This is a genomic window from Streptomyces sp. MMCC 100, from assembly GCF_041538145.2.
Classification (GTDB): domain Bacteria; phylum Actinomycetota; class Actinomycetes; order Streptomycetales; family Streptomycetaceae; genus Streptomyces.
Map to the genome: position 1 here is coordinate 6386131 of NZ_JBGORK020000001.1, position 14817 is coordinate 6400947.

The following is a 14817-nucleotide window of genomic DNA, read 5'->3' on the forward strand; positions in this document are numbered from 1 at the left end:
CGTCCGACGGCCCGCGGTCACGCCGCGCCGGCCTTCACCTGCCTTTCGTGCCGTACGGCGGGTGTACCGGTTACTTCTTGGGGTTCTTCAGGCCGATGTTCACGAAGTCGTACATACCGCTGTAGGCGTCGGTGGTGTACACGTTCGCGATGTTGCTGGAACGCCAGTTGATGAACTTCTCGAAGACGAAGGGCAGGTAGTAGCCGCCCTCCATCACCTTGTGGTTGATCTCCGTGGCGATCTTCTCCTTGCCCGCGTCGTCCTTCGCGGTCAGGTAGTCGGCGAAGAGACCGTCGATCTTCGGGTCGTCGATCATCGCGAAGTTGTTGTTCGCGCTGTCGAGGATGTAGTCGCTGTGCCACAGCGGCAGACCGTAGCCCTGCACGGACGGGAAGTCCGGGCCCCAGCCCATGATGATGATGCCGTAGCCCTTCTTCTTCACGTTCGTGGGGCTACCGATGACGCTGGCGTACTGCGAGCCGTCGTACTGGTCGATCTCGACGTTGATGCCGACCTTCTTCAGCGAGGCCTGGAGGGACTCGGCGGTGGCGACCTCGACCGGCTTGTTGTTGCGGACCGCGATGGTGGTCTTGAAGCCGTTCGGCTGGCCGCAGGCCTTCAGCTCTTCCTTGGCCTTCTCGACGTTGCCCTTCTTGTTGGCACCGGCCATCTCGTACGGGTCGTACTTCTGGCCCTCGGAGCCCGGGACGGCGGGCGGCAGCATGTTGGTGCCGATGTCACCGCCGGCGACCGGGCCGCCGCGCGCGGTCTGCAGGGAGACGTGGTCGGCCCCGTAGAGCACGGCCTTGCGGCAGTGGATGTTGTTGAACGGCGCCACGTTCTGCGGGAACGCGGCGTACCGGATGTAACCCGAGACCGGGTTGTCCAGGTTCTCCTTGTGCTCCTTCAGCGCCGTGGTGCGGCCCTGGGGCGACAGACCGGTCTGGGCCAGGTCGATGTCGTAGTCGCCGGCGATCAGGCGGGCGTCCAGGTCGTTGGCGTTGGTGAAGAACTTGATCGTGATCTTGTCCGGGTACGCCTTGCGGATCGGGTCCGAGCTCTGCTTCCACTCGGTGTTGCGGACCAGGGTCAGGTCCTTGCCCGGGTTGTACGACTCGAACTTGTACGGGCCCGAGGAGAACGGGTGCAGGCCGTACTTGGACTTGGTGTCCTTGTCCTGGCGGACCGGGGACGCCGAGGTCAGCGCGAGCATCTCCTCGAAGTCCGAGTTGGCCTGCGGCAGGTGGAAGACGATCGTCTTGTCGTCCGGCGTCTCGATCGCCTTCAGACCCAGCTTGTCCTTGGACTTGTCCTTGTACGGGCCCTTGTACTCGTCCTTGGGGTCGAGCACCTCCTTGAGGTACGTCGGACCGCCGGACAGCACGTCCTGCGCCCACACGCGCTCGATGCCGTACTTGACGTCCTTGGAGGTGATCGGCTTGCCGTCCTCCCAGGTGATGCCGTCACGCAGGGTGTACGTGTAGGTCTTGCCGTCCTCCGAGACCTTGGCGACGTCGGTCGCGAGGTCGGGGGTGACCTCGGCGCCCGTCTTGCCCGGCTCCGTCTTGTTCGTGACGAGCTGGCGGCTGTAGTAGCGGGAGAAGTTCCACATGAAGCCGTAGTAGCCACGCGTGGTGTCCCACGAGTCGGCGTCCTGCGAGCTGGCGAACTTCAGCGTGCCGCCCTTCTTGGCCTCGGAGGCCTGGGCGACCTTGTTGTTGGCGGCGTCGAAGCCGGCCGCGCCGTTCTTCGAACCGCTGCCGCCGTCGTCATCGCCGCCGCCGCCGCACGCCGCCGTGGTCAGCAGCGCGGCGACCACTGCGGCAGCGGCCAAAGCCTGCTTGCGCCGCCCTGAGGTGCGTTGGGTAGTCACGATCTCGGATCCTCCGGATTAGATGAGAGACCCCGTGCAGGTGCCACGGGTCGCTTTGCGGTACGGCAGGTCAGCGGGAGCCCTTCGGGTCCAACGCGTCGCGCACGCCGTCACCGAAGAGGTTGAAGGCAAGAACGGTGATGAAGATCGCCACACCGGGGACCACCATGTACATGGGGTCCGACTTGTAGTAGTCGATCGCGCTCGAGAGCATCTGCCCCCAGGACGACGTGGGCGGCTTGACGCCCACGCCCAGGAAGCTGAGCGCCGCCTCGGTGAGGATGTTGGTGGGGATCATCATCGTCGTGTAGACGATGATCGGCGCCACCAGGTTGGGCAGCAGTTCCTTGAACAGGATGTAGAACCGTCCGGCCCCCAGCGACCGGGCCGCCTCGACGTACTCCCGTTCGCGCATCGAGAGGGTCTGGCCGCGGACCACGCGACCGATGTAGGGCCAGCCGAAGAAGCCGATGACCACGATCATCATGAGCAGGCGCACGCCCGTGCCGCTCAGCCCCAGCATGGAGTCCGGCAGCACGGAGACCAGCGCGATGATGAACAGGAGCTGCGGGAAGGCCAGCAGACCGTCCATGATCCGGCTGATGAGGGAGTCGACCCAGCCGCCGAAGAAGCCGGCCAGGACACCGAGGACGGTGCCGATGACCACGGCGACCATCGCGGACAGGAAGCCGACGAGCAGCGAGATCCGGGCTCCGTGGACGATGCGGGCGAAGATGTCACGGCCGTTGACCGGCTCCACGCCGAGCCAGTGGTCGCCGCTGATGCCGCCCAGGGAACCCGTGGGGGTGCCGAACAGCGGGTCGATCATGTCCTCGTTGTACGCGTTGGGCTCCTGCCCGTAGAGGGAGGTGATCAGGGGCGCGAGCACGGCGATCACGATGAGAACCAGCACCACGACGCCGCCCGCGAGGGCCAGCCTGTCCCTCTTCAGGCGCTCCCAGGCGATCCGGCCCAGGGAGCGCCCTTGTACCGACTTGGCCTCGGCGCCGGCGACCGCCGCTTCCTCTGCCGCACTCGGGGCCGCTTCCGCGGTCGGCTCGTGCAATGGTGCCGTCATCTGGCAGGGACCCCTCTCAACCGGCGGTAGCCGGCCCGCACTTGCCGCTGTAGCGGCGTGATCAGTCCGTCGTACAAAGAGGCGAGCAACCACCCCTTGTTGCGGGAGTCTTCAACGCTTTGGCGATCTGTAGCCAGAGCTGACGGGGAATGGATGCGCAACCGTGATGCTGTTTGAGGTGTTCCGTTATCCGGACAGCGGGTAACGGGGGCCGGACGCGGGCGAGTTGGGACATCGGGGACATGATGGTGCTTTGTGCCGTCATCTACGCGCGAAGATGATCCCTGATGTCCCGGTCCGGTGGCCCCGCCCGACCGCCGGGCAGGCGGTCGCCGCCGCCTCCGTCCTGTCTCCGGCCGTCAGTACCGGCTACCGGCCGGAGGGTATCCGTAGCCACCCGCCGGCGCCTGGGCGGGGGCGGGCGCGTGGGCCTCGCGGTCGTAGAACGGGCGGGCGTTGGCGCGCAGCCACAGGGCGACCGGGTCGTGGGTGTCGGTCATCGCCACCGTCGACACCGGCAGCCCGTCGGGCACCGCGCCGACGGACTGCTGCATCATCGCGCGCACCGCGTCGACGGCCGGCGGGGAGGTGTCGTACACGTCCAGGCCGATGGCGAGATACGGCGCTCCCAGCGTCGGCTGCACCCAGGCGCGGCGCAGCGCGCGGACCGCCGGGGTGCGGTGGGCGTTCTGCGCGAGCAGGGCGTAGAACTGGGGGATCTCGATGGCCGGTTCGGACAGGCGCAGGGGCCCGGCGGGCTGGCGGTCCAGTCCGGAGGCGATACGGCGCAGGTCGAGCCAGGGGACGCCGACGCCGCCGCCGGGGGCGTGCGGGTTGAGCCACAGGCCGTAGTGGTCCGGGTAGAGGGCGCGGGCGACCTCCAGGCCGTCGACCACCTCGTACGACCGGTTCCAGCCACTGGCGGAGAGCTCCTGGGCGGAGGTGACGCAGGGCGCGTAGCCGTAGCCCTCGACCTCCATGTTCCCGTACTGGGCGTCCGGGGAGCCGGCCTGTCCGTGCCACAGCAGCATCCAGACCTGGCCGGAGGTGGGGGTGGCGAGGGCGCGCAGCAGGGCCTCGTAGGCGTCGTAACGCCCGGGCGTCACCTGGCGCAGCATGTGCTCGACCTGCCCGGTCGTGGTGCCGCTGGCGCTCACGTGTATCGCCCCTTCGAGAAGTTCCCCCGGTGTTGGAACCAGCTTAAGGCTCCGCCGGGTGCGGGGGCCTTTGAGCTCGGGGTGTGCTGTCGTCCTGCGGGTGCGGGTTCCGCCGTGGTTGATCGCGCAGTTCCCCGCGCCCTTTGGGTACGTTGCCCCAGGCGGTGATTACAAGTCACGGTCGTAGAACGGGCGGACCTTGTCCCGCATCCAGTCGCAGACCGGGTCCTGGGCCGCCTCCAGGAGGACCAGGTTGACCTGCCACTTCAGGGGGGACTTGGTCAGGGCGCGGCCCAGGGCCTCCAGGGGGAGGGCGCGGGCGTCGCCCTCCCAGTGGGCGAGTTCGACGCCGACGTACAGGACCGGGTCGGCGGTCTCGACGGCGGCCAGGCAGCGGCGCGCGCTGCGTACGACGCCGGTGGCGGCGAACTCGGCGGAGGCGGCGGCCAGGAAGTCCACCGGGTCGTCCTGCCAGTCCGGCTCGAAGAGGCGGACCCGGCCGCCGGACGCGGGCCCGTCCAGCGGGGAGCGTCCGGCCCGGCACAGCTCGGCCACGGCGGGCGGCGGCAGCGGGATGCCCACCACGCCCTCCGGGTTCACCACGATGCCGACCTGCGGGGGCAGACCGCGGGCGAACTCCGCGGCGGGGGCGACGGTGTACGCCATCTGCGCCCCGGCGACCTGCCGGAACTGCTCCTCGGAGCTGAACGCCGGCACGTAGGCCTGGCCGTCGATCTCCAGCGAGGGCAGGTCGAGGGGGCCGCTGTGCGGGCCGCCGCCGTTGGGCAGGGGTATCCACAGGAAGCTGCGGCCGAGGACCTCCACGATCCGGCCGCCGGCCGTCGGGACGCCGAGGGAGGCGGACAGCACCTCCTCCAGCTCGTTGCCGGGCCACCCGCCGTGCGGATGGGGGTGCGCCTGTGCCGGGAAGTCCATCTGCCTACCTACCGCCTGCCTGGTACCGCTGTTCGTGGCTGAAAGGCTAACCCGTTCGGCCCCGGCGCCCTACCGTGCGTCACCCCGTGAAGGCGATCCGGTGCAGGGTGTCCGCCGCCGCCCGGTCGAGGACGACCGCCGAGGCGCAGCCGGCGGGCAGCGCGCCCTCGGTCACCGCGCGCAGCAGGCGGGAGTTGGCCGCGCGGTGCCGCAGGAACGCGTACTGCGACACGCCCCGGCCGCGTTCGCGCTGGCCGGCCAGGGCCTCGTCGGCGCCGACGTCGAGCAGCAGCAGGTGCAGGGTGCCGCCCCGGCGGCGGGCCTCGCGGGCCAGCCAGCCGCGCACCCAGGCCTGCGTGCCGCAGTCGTGCACGACGACGCCCTCGCCGGAGCGCAGCGCGCGGCGCAGTCCGGCGTAGTGGGCGAGGCGGACGAGGGGGCGGTAGAGCGCGTACGGCAGCAGGCGCGGCATGCGGCGGTCCCAGCGGTCGCGGGTGTCCTGGGAGTCGACGCGCCCGCCGCGCACGGTGCGCCGCATCAGCGTGGACTTGCCGCTGCCGGGCAGGCCGGTGATCACCACCAGGTCCCGGGGGCCGAAGAGCAGAGCGTGCGGGCTGCGGCCGTCGCGGTCCCTGAGGTCACGGACGACGGGCGTGGGCGAAGGGGCGCACGCCTCGGTCGCCGGAGCGGCCGGCTGCTTGGGCAGCGCGAGTCCCGAGGTCGTGGCGTACGCCGTGGTCCTGTTCACCGTGATCGTCCTCCCCTGGGGCGGTTCACGAGTCCCTCCCCGTCGAGTGTAAAGAGAAGGTAATGCGCAGGTCTCGCGTTTTCGTTCGCTTACTGCCACAAGCCGGTTACAGATCACGGTCTGCCATGGATCGACCCGGCGTGCAATGATGGCGACGCCAACTGCATACCGGCCGTTTGAATCCGCGCGGGAGAGTCCCCGGCCGCGCCGGGGCGCCGAAGGAGCAAGTCCCTCCCTTGAATCTCTCAGGCACCGTTACCGCGCGGGCGAGGCACATCTGAAAAGCGGACCGCCCCCGACGGCTGTCCCACCCAAGGTGCAAGCCCTGATCGCCGTACTCCGGTGGCCGTGGCGAACCTCTCAGGTTCCGATGACAGATGGGGAGGACCGACCTCGCCACGTCCTGTCCTGGGAGACGACCGACCGATGAGCAGTACCGAACTGCGCCGTACCGCGCTCGATGCCACGCATCGCGCGCTGGGCGCGACGATGACCGACTTCGCCGGCTGGGACATGCCCCTGCGCTACGGCTCCGAGCGCGAGGAGCACGTCGCGGTGCGCACCCGTGCCGGTCTCTTCGACCTCTCGCACATGGGTGAGATCACCGTCACCGGGCCGCAGGCGGCCGAGCTGCTGAACTTCGCGCTGGTCGGCAACATCGGCAGCGTGAAGCCGGGCCGCGCCCGCTACACCATGATCTGCCGCGAGGACGGCGGCATCCTGGACGACCTGATCGTCTACCGCCTGGACGACACCGAGTACATGGTCGTCGCCAACGCCTCCAACGCCCAGGTCGTCCTGGACGCGCTGACCGAGCGCGCGGCCGGCTTCGACGCCGAGGTGCGCGACGACCGCGACGCCTACGCGCTGCTGGCGGTGCAGGGCCCCGAGTCCCCGGGCATCCTCGCGTCGCTCACCGACGCCGACCTGGACGGCCTCAAGTACTACGCCGGTCTGCCCGGCACGGTCGCGGGCGTTCCCGCGCTCATCGCGCGCACCGGTTACACCGGCGAGGACGGCTTCGAGCTGTTCGTGAAGCCGGAGCACGCCGTCGAGCTGTGGCAGGCGCTGACCAAGGCGGGCGAGGGCGCCGGACTGGTCCCGTGCGGCCTGTCCTGCCGGGACACGCTGCGCCTGGAGGCGGGCATGCCGCTGTACGGGAACGAGCTGACGACCGCGCTGACGCCGTTCGACGCCGGTCTCGGCCGGGTGGTGAAGTTCGAGAAGGAGGGCGACTTCGTCGGGCGCGCCGCGCTGACCGAGGCCGCCGAGCGCGCCGCTTCCGAGCCGCCCCGCGTCCTGGTCGGCCTGGTCGCCGAGGGCCGCCGGGTCCCGCGCGCCGGGTACCAGGTGGTCGCCGGCGGCGAGGTGATCGGCGAGGTCACCTCCGGTGCCCCGTCCCCGACGCTGGGCAAGCCGATCGCCATGGCGTACGTCGACGCCGCGCACGCGGCTCCGGGCACGGAGGGCGTCGGTGTGGACATCCGGGGCAGTCACGAGCCGTACGAGGTCGTGGCGCTGCCGTTCTACAAGCGCCAGAAGTAACACTGGGCGACAGCCCTCTTCGGCAGCCTTCCCGGCGGCCTTCCCGGCGGCTCTTTCGTCGTCCCACTCCGCCCCGCCACCCCCTTCACCAGCCACTTCCTCGCGTACAGGAGAATTCAGGCCATGAGCAACCCCCAGCAGCTGCGCTACAGCAAGGAGCACGAGTGGCTGTCGGGCGCCGAGGACGGCGCCTCGACGGTCGGCATCACGGAGCACGCGGCCAACGCACTCGGTGACGTCGTCTTCGTTCAGCTCCCCGAGGTCGGCGACTCGGTCACCGCGGGCGAGACCTGCGGCGAACTGGAGTCGACCAAGTCCGTCTCCGACCTGTACTCCCCCGTCTCCGGTGAGGTCACCGAGGTCAACGAGGACGTCGTCAACGACCCGTCGCTGGTGAACAGCGCCCCCTTCGAGGGCGGCTGGCTGTTCAAGGTGCGGATCACGGACGAGCCGGCCGACCTGCTCTCCGCCGACGAGTACACCGCCTTCACCGCCGGCTGAGGAGTCCCGACCGCATGTCGCTTCTGAACACACCCCTGCACGAGCTGGACCCCGACGTCGCCGCCGCCGTCGACGCCGAGCTGGACCGCCAGCAGTCCACCCTCGAGATGATCGCCTCGGAGAACTTCGCCCCGGTCGCGGTCATGGAGGCCCAGGGCTCGGTCCTCACCAACAAGTACGCCGAGGGCTACCCCGGCCGCCGCTACTACGGCGGCTGCGAGCACGTCGACGTGGTCGAGCAGATCGCCATCGACCGGGTCAAGGCGCTCTTCGGCGCCGAGCACGCCAACGTGCAGCCGCACTCGGGCGCCCAGGCCAACGCGGCCGCGATGTTCGCGCTGCTCAAGCCCGGCGACACGATCATGGGTCTGAACCTCGCCCACGGCGGGCACCTGACCCACGGCATGAAGATCAACTTCTCCGGCAAGCTCTACAACGTCGTGCCCTACCACGTCGGCGACGACGGCCAGGTCGACATGGCCGAGGTCGAGCGCCTCGCCAAGGAGACGAAGCCGAAGCTGATCGTGGCCGGCTGGTCGGCGTACCCGCGTCAGCTGGACTTCGCCGCGTTCCGCAAGGTCGCGGACGAGGTCGGCGCCTACCTGATGGTCGACATGGCGCACTTCGCCGGTCTGGTCGCGGCGGGCCTGCACCCGAACCCGGTCCCGCACGCCCACGTGGTCACCACGACCACGCACAAGACGCTGGGCGGCCCCCGCGGCGGTGTGATCCTCTCCACGGCCGAGCTGGCCAAGAAGATCAACTCCGCCGTCTTCCCCGGTCAGCAGGGTGGCCCGCTGGAGCACGTGGTGGCCGCCAAGGCCGTCGCCTTCAAGGTCGCCGCGAGCGAGGACTTCAAGGAGCGCCAGGGCCGTACGCTGGAGGGTGCCCGCATCCTGGCCGAGCGCCTGGTGCGGGACGACGCCAAGGCGGCGGGCGTCTCCGTCCTGACCGGCGGCACGGACGTCCACCTGGTCCTGGTGGACCTGCGTGACTCCGAGCTGGACGGACAGCAGGCCGAGGACCGCCTCCACGAGGTCGGCATCACGGTCAACCGCAACGCCGTCCCGAACGACCCGCGTCCGCCGATGGTGACCTCCGGTCTGCGCATCGGTACGCCGGCCCTGGCGACCCGCGGCTTCACCGCCGAGGACTTCGCCGAGGTCGCGGACGTGATCGCCGAGGCGCTGAAGCCGTCCTACGACGCGGAGGCCCTCAAGGCCCGGGTGAAGGCCCTGGCCGACAAGCACCCGCTGTACCCGGGTCTGAACAAGTAGACACCACGCCTTCGGGTGCGGCGCCGCGTCCGCCACAAGCAGGTCCGGCGCCCACCCGGAGCACCACCCTCCGCACCACCCCCGTTCTGAGGAGTCCCCGTGGCCATCTCGGTCTTCGACCTGTTCTCGATCGGCATCGGCCCGTCGAGCTCGCACACGGTCGGCCCGATGCGCGCGGCCCGCATGTTCGCCCGCCGCCTGCGCAACGAGGAGCTGCTGGACTCCGTCGCCTCGGTCCGCGCCGAGCTGTACGGCTCGCTCGGCGCCACCGGCCACGGCCACGGCACCCCCAAGGCGGTGCTGCTCGGCCTGGAGGGCGACTCACCGCGCACGGTGGACGTGGAGAGTGCCGACGACCGCGTCGAGACGATCAAATCCTCCGGCCGCATCCGCCTCCTCGGCGAGCGCGAGATCGCCTTCTCCTACGACGACGACATGGTCCTGCACCGCCGCAAGGCCCTGCCGTACCACGCCAACGGCATGACGCTGTGGGCGTACGACGCGCAGGGCGCCGAGGTGCTGACCAAGACCTACTACTCGGTCGGCGGCGGCTTCGTCGTCGACGAGGACGCGGTGGGCGCGGACCGCATAGTCCTGGACGACACCGTCCTGAAGTACCCCTTCCGCACCGGCGACGAACTGCTGCGCCTGGCCCGCGAGACGGGCCTGTCCATCTCCGCCCTGATGCTGGAGAACGAGCGCGCCTGGCGCGACGAGGACGAGATCCGCGCGGGCCTGCTGGAGATCTGGCGCGTGATGCAGGCGTGCGTGGAGCGCGGCATGACCCGCGAGGGCATCCTGCCGGGCGGCCTGAAGGTCCGCCGCCGCGCCGCGAACACCGCGCGCAAGCTGCGCTCCGAGGGCGACCCGCAGGCCCTGGCCATGGAGTGGATCACGCTCTACGCGATGGCCGTGAACGAGGAGAACGCGGCCGGCGGCCGGGTCGTCACCGCCCCGACCAACGGCGCGGCCGGCATCATCCCCGCGGTCCTGCACTACTACATGAACTTCGTCCCCGGTGCCGACGAGGACGGCGTGGTCCGCTTCCTCCTCGCCGCCGGCGCGATCGGCATGCTCTTCAAGGAGAACGCCTCCATCTCCGGCGCCGAGGTCGGCTGCCAGGGCGAGGTCGGCTCCGCCTGCTCGATGGCGGCCGGCGCCCTCGCCGAGGTGCTCGGCGGCTCCCCGGAGCAGGTGGAGAACGCCGCCGAGATCGGCATGGAGCACAACCTCGGCCTCACCTGCGACCCGGTCGGCGGCCTCGTCCAGATCCCCTGCATCGAGCGCAACGGCATGGCCGCGGTCAAGGCGGTCACGGCGGCCCGGATGGCGATGCGCGGCGACGGGTCCCACAAGGTCTCGCTGGACAAGGTCATCAAGACCATGAAGGACACCGGCGCCGACATGTCGGTCAAGTACAAGGAGACGGCGCGGGGCGGGCTCGCGGTGAACATCATCGAGTGCTGAGCGGATGACCCGGACGGGCGGGCCGTCGAGTCCGCCCCGCGTCGGTCAGGACACGGGTGGGTGCCGGGTCAGATGCCGCAGTTCGGCGCCGACCAGTACGGCGACGGGTCGAAGGCCACGTGGGTGTGGTCGTTGTGGCCGGGGTAGCCCGGGCCGAGGATCTCCGAGAAGCCGTGGGTCCTGGCCTGCTGGGCGAGCCGGCAGAAGCTGGGCGAGCCGGTGAGGTCGGCGGCGTCGCCGTAGAGGTGGCGGCTGGTGGACGAGCCGCCGACGGCGCTGTTGCAGGCGCGGGAGCGGAAGCCGCTGGAGATGGTGATCGGCACGTCGCCGAGGGCGTGCCGCATCGCCTCCAGCTTCCACATGGTCTTCAGCGCGTTCGACTTGGCGGTGGCGGCGGAGACCGCGCCGCCCGACCAGTCCGAGTTGCACTTGTTGAGCTCCGCGTAGGTGAAGTGGACGGGCGTGCAGTCCGCGTCCTGGAGCGCGTAGATCTTGCTGAAGGTCGCGGGGCCGGCGACGCCGTCCGCGCCCAGTCCGTAGGCGGCCTGGAACTTCTTGACGGCGGCGGCGGTCCGGGCGCCGTACTGGCCGTCGTAGGAGAGCCGTTCGCCGGAGGTGACCCAGCCGGCGACGCGGATCTGCAGCTGCGTCACGTCGCTGCCGGAGGAGCCCTGGGAGAGAGTGCGGTTCCAGGTGTAGCAGGAGTCGGCGTGCGCGGTGCCGGCGGTGGCGCCCACCCCGACCACCGCTCCAGCCATGAGCATGACAAATGAGAGAAGGAGACGTGACACGCGTCTGAACATCCCGGCCTCCCGACCGTCGAGTCGTCCGTGAACCGGAGCCCAGCGTGCGGCACCGCGCTACGCGCGTCAATGGCGCCCGGGGGAACCGAAGTCGACGTTTCCGCCTCCGACGGGGATCACCCGTGCCATCGTGGGGAATAACCAACTCCCGTCCCCCCACAGCTCCTCAGGGAGGCCCCATGCTGCGTGGCATCGATGTCAGCGCCTACCAGTCCTCCAGCTACGGCACCGACGGCCTCTCCTTCGTCTTCGTGAAGGCGACGGAGGGCCGTTCGTACGTCAACCCCAAGCTCGCGGCCCAGACGAAGCGGGCCCGGGACGCCGGACTCGTCGTCGGCTTCTACCACTTCCTGTGGCCGGGCAACCTCACCGCCCAGGCCGAGTACTTCCTCTCCAAGGCCCCGGACCGCAAGGGCGACATCCTCGCCGTCGACTGGGAGACGAACGGCGAGGGCACCCACCCGAGCAACGCGGAGAAGGACAGCTTCATCAAGAAGCTGAAGTCGCTGCGGCCGGACAACAGGGTCGTGCTCTACTGCAACCGGAACTTCTGGTTGAACGTCGACGACACCTCGTACGCCGGTGACGGCCTCTGGATCGCCGACTACGTCTCGGCGGGCAAGCCGCGCATCCAGGCGAAGTGGCGCTTCCACCAGTACACCGACGATCCGGTCGACACCAACGTGGCGGACTTCGGCAGCAAGGCAGCGCTCAAGGAGTGGGCCCAGTCCTGAGCGGGCGCCCGCCGGGTGACCGACGGGCGCCCCCTCAGCACGTCGTCACTGCTTGTTCAGGTGGGCCCAGAACTCGTCGAACGACAGCTGCTTGTCGCCGTCGAGGTCGCGGCCGGCGATGATCGCCTCGGCCACCGACTCGGTGACGTTCCAGTCGCCGCCCTGGGCGAGCGCGGTCTTGAACTCGGCCGCGGTGATGAGGCCGTCACCGTCCGTGTCGATCCGCTCGAACTGCTTGCGTGCTTCCTCGATGTCCGCCACCGGTCCGCCCCTCGTTTCGTGCATAGGGTCCATCTGACGCAGGTCAGATTAACCGCCCGTCCGTGCGCCCAGTACGGCGACCACCCACCTGAACTGCTCCTCGCGGGAGAAGGCGGGCTCCAGGCCGTTCACGATCGCGACGGCCCCTCGGGCAGGTCGGTCGCGGCGAAGCGCAGGCGGGTGCGGATGTCGGGGTCCGCGGTGTCGATGCCCTCGAAGACCAGGTCGGTGCCGTCGTCGGCCATGTCTGGGAGTCTGTGCCTTGCAGTGGGTGGAGACTCAAGGAGCGCGGTGTGGCGGAGAGCCTGCGGGACATTCTGGACGCGGCGGCGCGGGGCGTGTTCCCGCCGGCGGACGGCGGGACGAGCGTCGTACGCCGGCACGGCGGCCGGGACGCGGGGGTCATCGCCTTCACGGCGCACTCGGTCGTCTTCACCGACGAGGACGAGGGGTGGGTGCGCAAGACGCTGGCGTCGCTGGGCTGCGACCCGCTGGCCGCGACGATGAACGCCCGGTTCCTGGCGGCCTTCGCGGAGCGTACGGGACGTACGACGGACACCATCGACGTGCTGCTGACCGGTGCGCCGCTTCCGGGGCGCCCGGAGGTCGCGCTGACGGAGGTCGCCGATCCGGGGCATCCCCGCGTGGTCGCGGCCCGGCGGCGGCGCGACGGGGTGCGGGTGTGGGCGGCGGACGGCGGGGTCCTGGTGCTGGGCCGCGGGGTGGCCGGGCGGCTGGAGGTGGCCGTGGAGGTGGCGGAGGGGGCCCGGCACCGGGGGCTGGGGCGGCGGCTGGTGACGGCGGCGCGGCAGCTGGCCGCGGGCGAGGTGGTGTGGGCGCAGGTGTCGGCGGGGAACGCCCGCAGTCTGCGGGCGTTCCAGGCGGCGGGTTACCGGCCGGTGGGCTCGGAGGCGTTGTTCCTGCGGCCCTGAGTCCGGGCGAACAGTGGGCCGGGGCAGGCCCCGAGCCGGGGCAGGCCCCGAGCCGGGGCAGGCCCTGAGCCGGGGCGGCCCCTGAGCCGGGGCGGCCCCTGAGCCGGGGCGTGCCCCGAGCGGCCGGTGTCAGTGCCAGGGCTGGTAGTGCGGGTTGCTCTCGCACTCGCTCATGATCTCGGTCTTGGTCTGCCGGTCGACCGGGCAGACGCCGATGATGTACTTCCGCTGAATGCCGCCGGGGAAGGCGACCTCGACCTGGTCCGCCCACTTGTGGGTGTCGCCGATGGTCTTGTTGACGTCGATGCCGCCGGGGGCGTCGATGTAGTAGTTGTAGCCGGACTTGTACCAGGTCTTGTAGAGGTCGTGGTCGTAGCTCGTCGAGACGAACGGCGAGGGCTGGTTGACCAGGACGTACTTCTCGACGTCGTACTGGCCGTTCTCCACGTCCTTGGCGTGGAAGCCCTCTTCGAAGACGACCTGCGGGCCGCGGCTGTCGCTGCGGTAGAGGGTGCCGCAGGTGGTGCGCCAGACCGGCTCGGGGGTGATGCGGTCGACGTCGACGCCGCGGTCGGCGGCGGCCTTGGTCCTGTCGTCGAACTGGGGGCAGGCCGGGGCGGCCTTGGCGGTGGCCGTCGCCGGGGCCGTGGCGGCACCGGGGACGGTGGCGGCGGAGGTGGCGAGGACGGCGGAGAGCGACAGGACGGCGGCAGCGGTCCGGCGGCGCAGACGAGTGGTGATCATGCGGATACGATCCCGGCTGCGGAGCGGCACGTTCCGGATTCTCACCCGTAGGTGGCGTGTCCGGCGAACGGAGTTGCATTCAGCGGCAGATGGACTCTCAGCGGTCCACGACCCGCATCTCGAACCAGGTGGTCTTGCCGCGCGGCAGCAGATCCACGCCCCACCGGTCGGACAGCTTGTCGACGAGGAAGAGGCCGCGCCCGCTGATGTCCGTCTCCTGCACCGGCATCAGGCAGGGCAGCCCCCGGGAGGGGTCGCGGACCTCGACCCGGATCCAGCCGGGGCGGCGGCGCATCCGGAGGCCGAAGACGCGGGCGCCGGTGTGGCGTACGGCGTTGCCGACCAGCTCGGAGACGAGCAGGACGGCGTCCTCCGTGACCTTGGGGCCGAGCTGCCACTGGCGCAGGGCGACGACCTGGGCCAGCCGGCGGGCGGTGGCGGCGGACTCGGGGCGGGAGGGTAACGGAACTTCGTGCTCCGTCGGGTTGCCGAACAGTTCCAGCGCCTTGAGCGCGCGCTCGTCCTCTACCGCCGGCGACCAGCGCGCCGCGGTCGCACGTCCGGCTCCCCGCGGCTGTTCCGTACCATCCAGCCCCGCCATGCCCCCATCATGGCCGCCTTCGTGGGGCTCCGGGGCCGTTCCCGGAGAATACGCCCCTGCGGGGACCCGGTGGGACGACGGTCGATCGGCATATGCCACAGGCACTTCGGGACCGGAAACAGGCCCACTGACCTGCGGGAACGGCTCGGCCGGAGACAAG

At 70.4% G+C, this 14817-nt stretch carries 15 protein-coding genes and 2 riboswitches; of the genes, 6 read left to right on the forward strand and 9 right to left on the reverse strand.

What is annotated here, in order from left to right; genetic code table 11:
• Positions 1–70 precede the first annotated feature (70 nt).
• From ABS735_RS29430 to ABS735_RS29450, 5 genes are all read right to left on the reverse strand, one after another.
• Positions 71–1873, reverse strand: a complete 1803-nt coding sequence (locus tag ABS735_RS29430) for an ABC transporter substrate-binding protein (RefSeq protein WP_373904479.1) — start codon at positions 1871–1873, stop codon at positions 71–73.
• Positions 1874–1943: 70 nt separating this feature from the next.
• Complete coding sequence (locus ABS735_RS29435) at positions 1944–2951, reverse strand: ABC transporter permease (protein WP_373904480.1); 1008 nt, start codon at positions 2949–2951, stop codon at positions 1944–1946.
• A 359-nt stretch (positions 2952–3310) separates the two neighbouring features.
• Positions 3311–4108 (reverse strand): enhanced serine sensitivity protein SseB C-terminal domain-containing protein, encoded by a 798-nt coding sequence (locus ABS735_RS29440; protein WP_373904481.1) that lies wholly within the window; start codon positions 4106–4108, stop codon positions 3311–3313.
• 168 nt (positions 4109–4276) lie between these two features.
• The gene (locus ABS735_RS29445) at positions 4277–5044 is read right to left on the reverse strand and encodes an enhanced serine sensitivity protein SseB (RefSeq protein ID WP_373904482.1); all 768 of its coding nucleotides are present in this window, start codon (positions 5042–5044) and stop codon (positions 4277–4279) included.
• 79 nt (positions 5045–5123) lie between these two features.
• Positions 5124–5792, reverse strand: coding sequence for an AAA family ATPase (locus tag ABS735_RS29450; RefSeq protein WP_373904483.1), 669 nt, complete (start codon positions 5790–5792; stop codon positions 5124–5126).
• A gap of 177 nt (positions 5793–5969) precedes the next feature.
• Positions 5970–6063: riboswitch (glycine riboswitch) on the forward strand.
• Positions 6064–6179: riboswitch (glycine riboswitch) on the forward strand. It abuts the riboswitch before it with no gap.
• A gap of 39 nt (positions 6180–6218) precedes the next feature.
• Here ABS735_RS29450 and gcvT point away from each other — a divergent pair.
• The 4 genes from gcvT to ABS735_RS29470 all read left to right on the forward strand — a co-directional run bounded on the left by gcvT (position 6219) and on the right by ABS735_RS29470 (position 10582).
• On the forward strand, positions 6219–7337 hold the full coding sequence (gene gcvT / locus ABS735_RS29455; RefSeq protein ID WP_373904484.1) for a glycine cleavage system aminomethyltransferase GcvT: 1119 nt from the start codon (positions 6219–6221) through the stop codon (positions 7335–7337).
• A 123-nt stretch (positions 7338–7460) separates the two neighbouring features.
• On the forward strand, positions 7461–7838 hold the full coding sequence (gcvH, locus tag ABS735_RS29460; RefSeq protein ID WP_104633323.1) for a glycine cleavage system protein GcvH: 378 nt from the start codon (positions 7461–7463) through the stop codon (positions 7836–7838).
• A gap of 14 nt (positions 7839–7852) precedes the next feature.
• Entirely contained in the window at positions 7853–9115 is a 1263-nt protein-coding gene (gene glyA / locus ABS735_RS29465; RefSeq protein ID WP_054102037.1) for a serine hydroxymethyltransferase, read from the forward strand.
• Positions 9116–9214: 99 nt separating this feature from the next.
• Positions 9215–10582 carry an L-serine ammonia-lyase gene (locus ABS735_RS29470; RefSeq protein WP_373904485.1) on the forward strand — a complete coding sequence of 456 codons (1368 nt, stop codon included), beginning with the start codon at positions 9215–9217 and terminating at the stop codon, positions 10580–10582.
• A 68-nt stretch (positions 10583–10650) separates the two neighbouring features.
• Here ABS735_RS29470 and ABS735_RS29475 read toward each other — a convergent pair whose 3' ends face one another.
• Positions 10651–11385: a D-Ala-D-Ala carboxypeptidase family metallohydrolase gene (locus tag ABS735_RS29475; protein ID WP_373904486.1), complete on the reverse strand. Its 735-nt coding sequence runs from the start codon at positions 11383–11385 to the stop codon at positions 10651–10653.
• A gap of 179 nt (positions 11386–11564) precedes the next feature.
• Between ABS735_RS29475 and ABS735_RS29480 the strand changes: the two genes are divergently transcribed.
• Positions 11565–12119 (forward strand): glycoside hydrolase family 25 protein, encoded by a 555-nt coding sequence (locus ABS735_RS29480; protein ID WP_373904487.1) that lies wholly within the window; start codon positions 11565–11567, stop codon positions 12117–12119.
• A gap of 45 nt (positions 12120–12164) precedes the next feature.
• Here the strand turns inward: ABS735_RS29480 and ABS735_RS29485 are convergent, their stop codons facing one another.
• Positions 12165–12380 (reverse strand): EF-hand domain-containing protein, encoded by a 216-nt coding sequence (locus ABS735_RS29485; protein ID WP_373904518.1) that lies wholly within the window; start codon positions 12378–12380, stop codon positions 12165–12167.
• Between the two features lie 293 nt (positions 12381–12673).
• Here ABS735_RS29485 and ABS735_RS29490 point away from each other — a divergent pair, with 293 nt between their 5' ends.
• Positions 12674–13312: a GNAT family N-acetyltransferase gene (locus tag ABS735_RS29490; protein ID WP_373904488.1), complete on the forward strand. Its 639-nt coding sequence runs from the start codon at positions 12674–12676 to the stop codon at positions 13310–13312.
• 129 nt (positions 13313–13441) lie between these two features.
• Here ABS735_RS29490 and ABS735_RS29495 read toward each other — a convergent pair whose 3' ends face one another.
• Together ABS735_RS29495 and ABS735_RS29500 are read right to left on the reverse strand one after the other, a co-directional pair.
• Positions 13442–14056, reverse strand: coding sequence for an ADP-ribosyltransferase (locus ABS735_RS29495; RefSeq protein WP_373904489.1), 615 nt, complete (start codon positions 14054–14056; stop codon positions 13442–13444).
• 97 nt (positions 14057–14153) lie between these two features.
• Positions 14154–14657: an ATP-binding protein gene (locus tag ABS735_RS29500; RefSeq protein WP_373904490.1), complete on the reverse strand. Its 504-nt coding sequence runs from the start codon at positions 14655–14657 to the stop codon at positions 14154–14156.
• Positions 14658–14817: the final 160 nt, after the last annotated feature.

Excerpts from the sequence above, each read along its gene's own strand:
- ABS735_RS29500 (WP_373904490.1), bottom strand. The coding sequence starts at position 14,657 with ATGGCGGGGCTGGATGGTACGGAACAGCCGCGGGGAGCCGGACGTGCG.
- ABS735_RS29435 (WP_373904480.1), bottom strand. The coding sequence starts at position 2,951 with ATGACGGCACCATTGCACGAGCCGACCGCGGAAGCGGCCCCGAGTGCG.
- glyA (WP_054102037.1), top strand. The coding sequence starts at position 7,853 with ATGTCGCTTCTGAACACACCCCTGCACGAGCTGGACCCCGACGTCGCC.
- ABS735_RS29480 (WP_373904487.1), top strand. The coding sequence starts at position 11,565 with ATGCTGCGTGGCATCGATGTCAGCGCCTACCAGTCCTCCAGCTACGGC.
- ABS735_RS29445 (WP_373904482.1), bottom strand. The coding sequence starts at position 5,044 with ATGGACTTCCCGGCACAGGCGCACCCCCATCCGCACGGCGGGTGGCCC.
- gcvT (WP_373904484.1), top strand. The coding sequence starts at position 6,219 with ATGAGCAGTACCGAACTGCGCCGTACCGCGCTCGATGCCACGCATCGC.
- gcvH (WP_104633323.1), top strand. The coding sequence starts at position 7,461 with ATGAGCAACCCCCAGCAGCTGCGCTACAGCAAGGAGCACGAGTGGCTG.
- ABS735_RS29495 (WP_373904489.1), bottom strand. The coding sequence starts at position 14,056 with ATGATCACCACTCGTCTGCGCCGCCGGACCGCTGCCGCCGTCCTGTCG.
- ABS735_RS29475 (WP_373904486.1), bottom strand. The coding sequence starts at position 11,385 with ATGTTCAGACGCGTGTCACGTCTCCTTCTCTCATTTGTCATGCTCATG.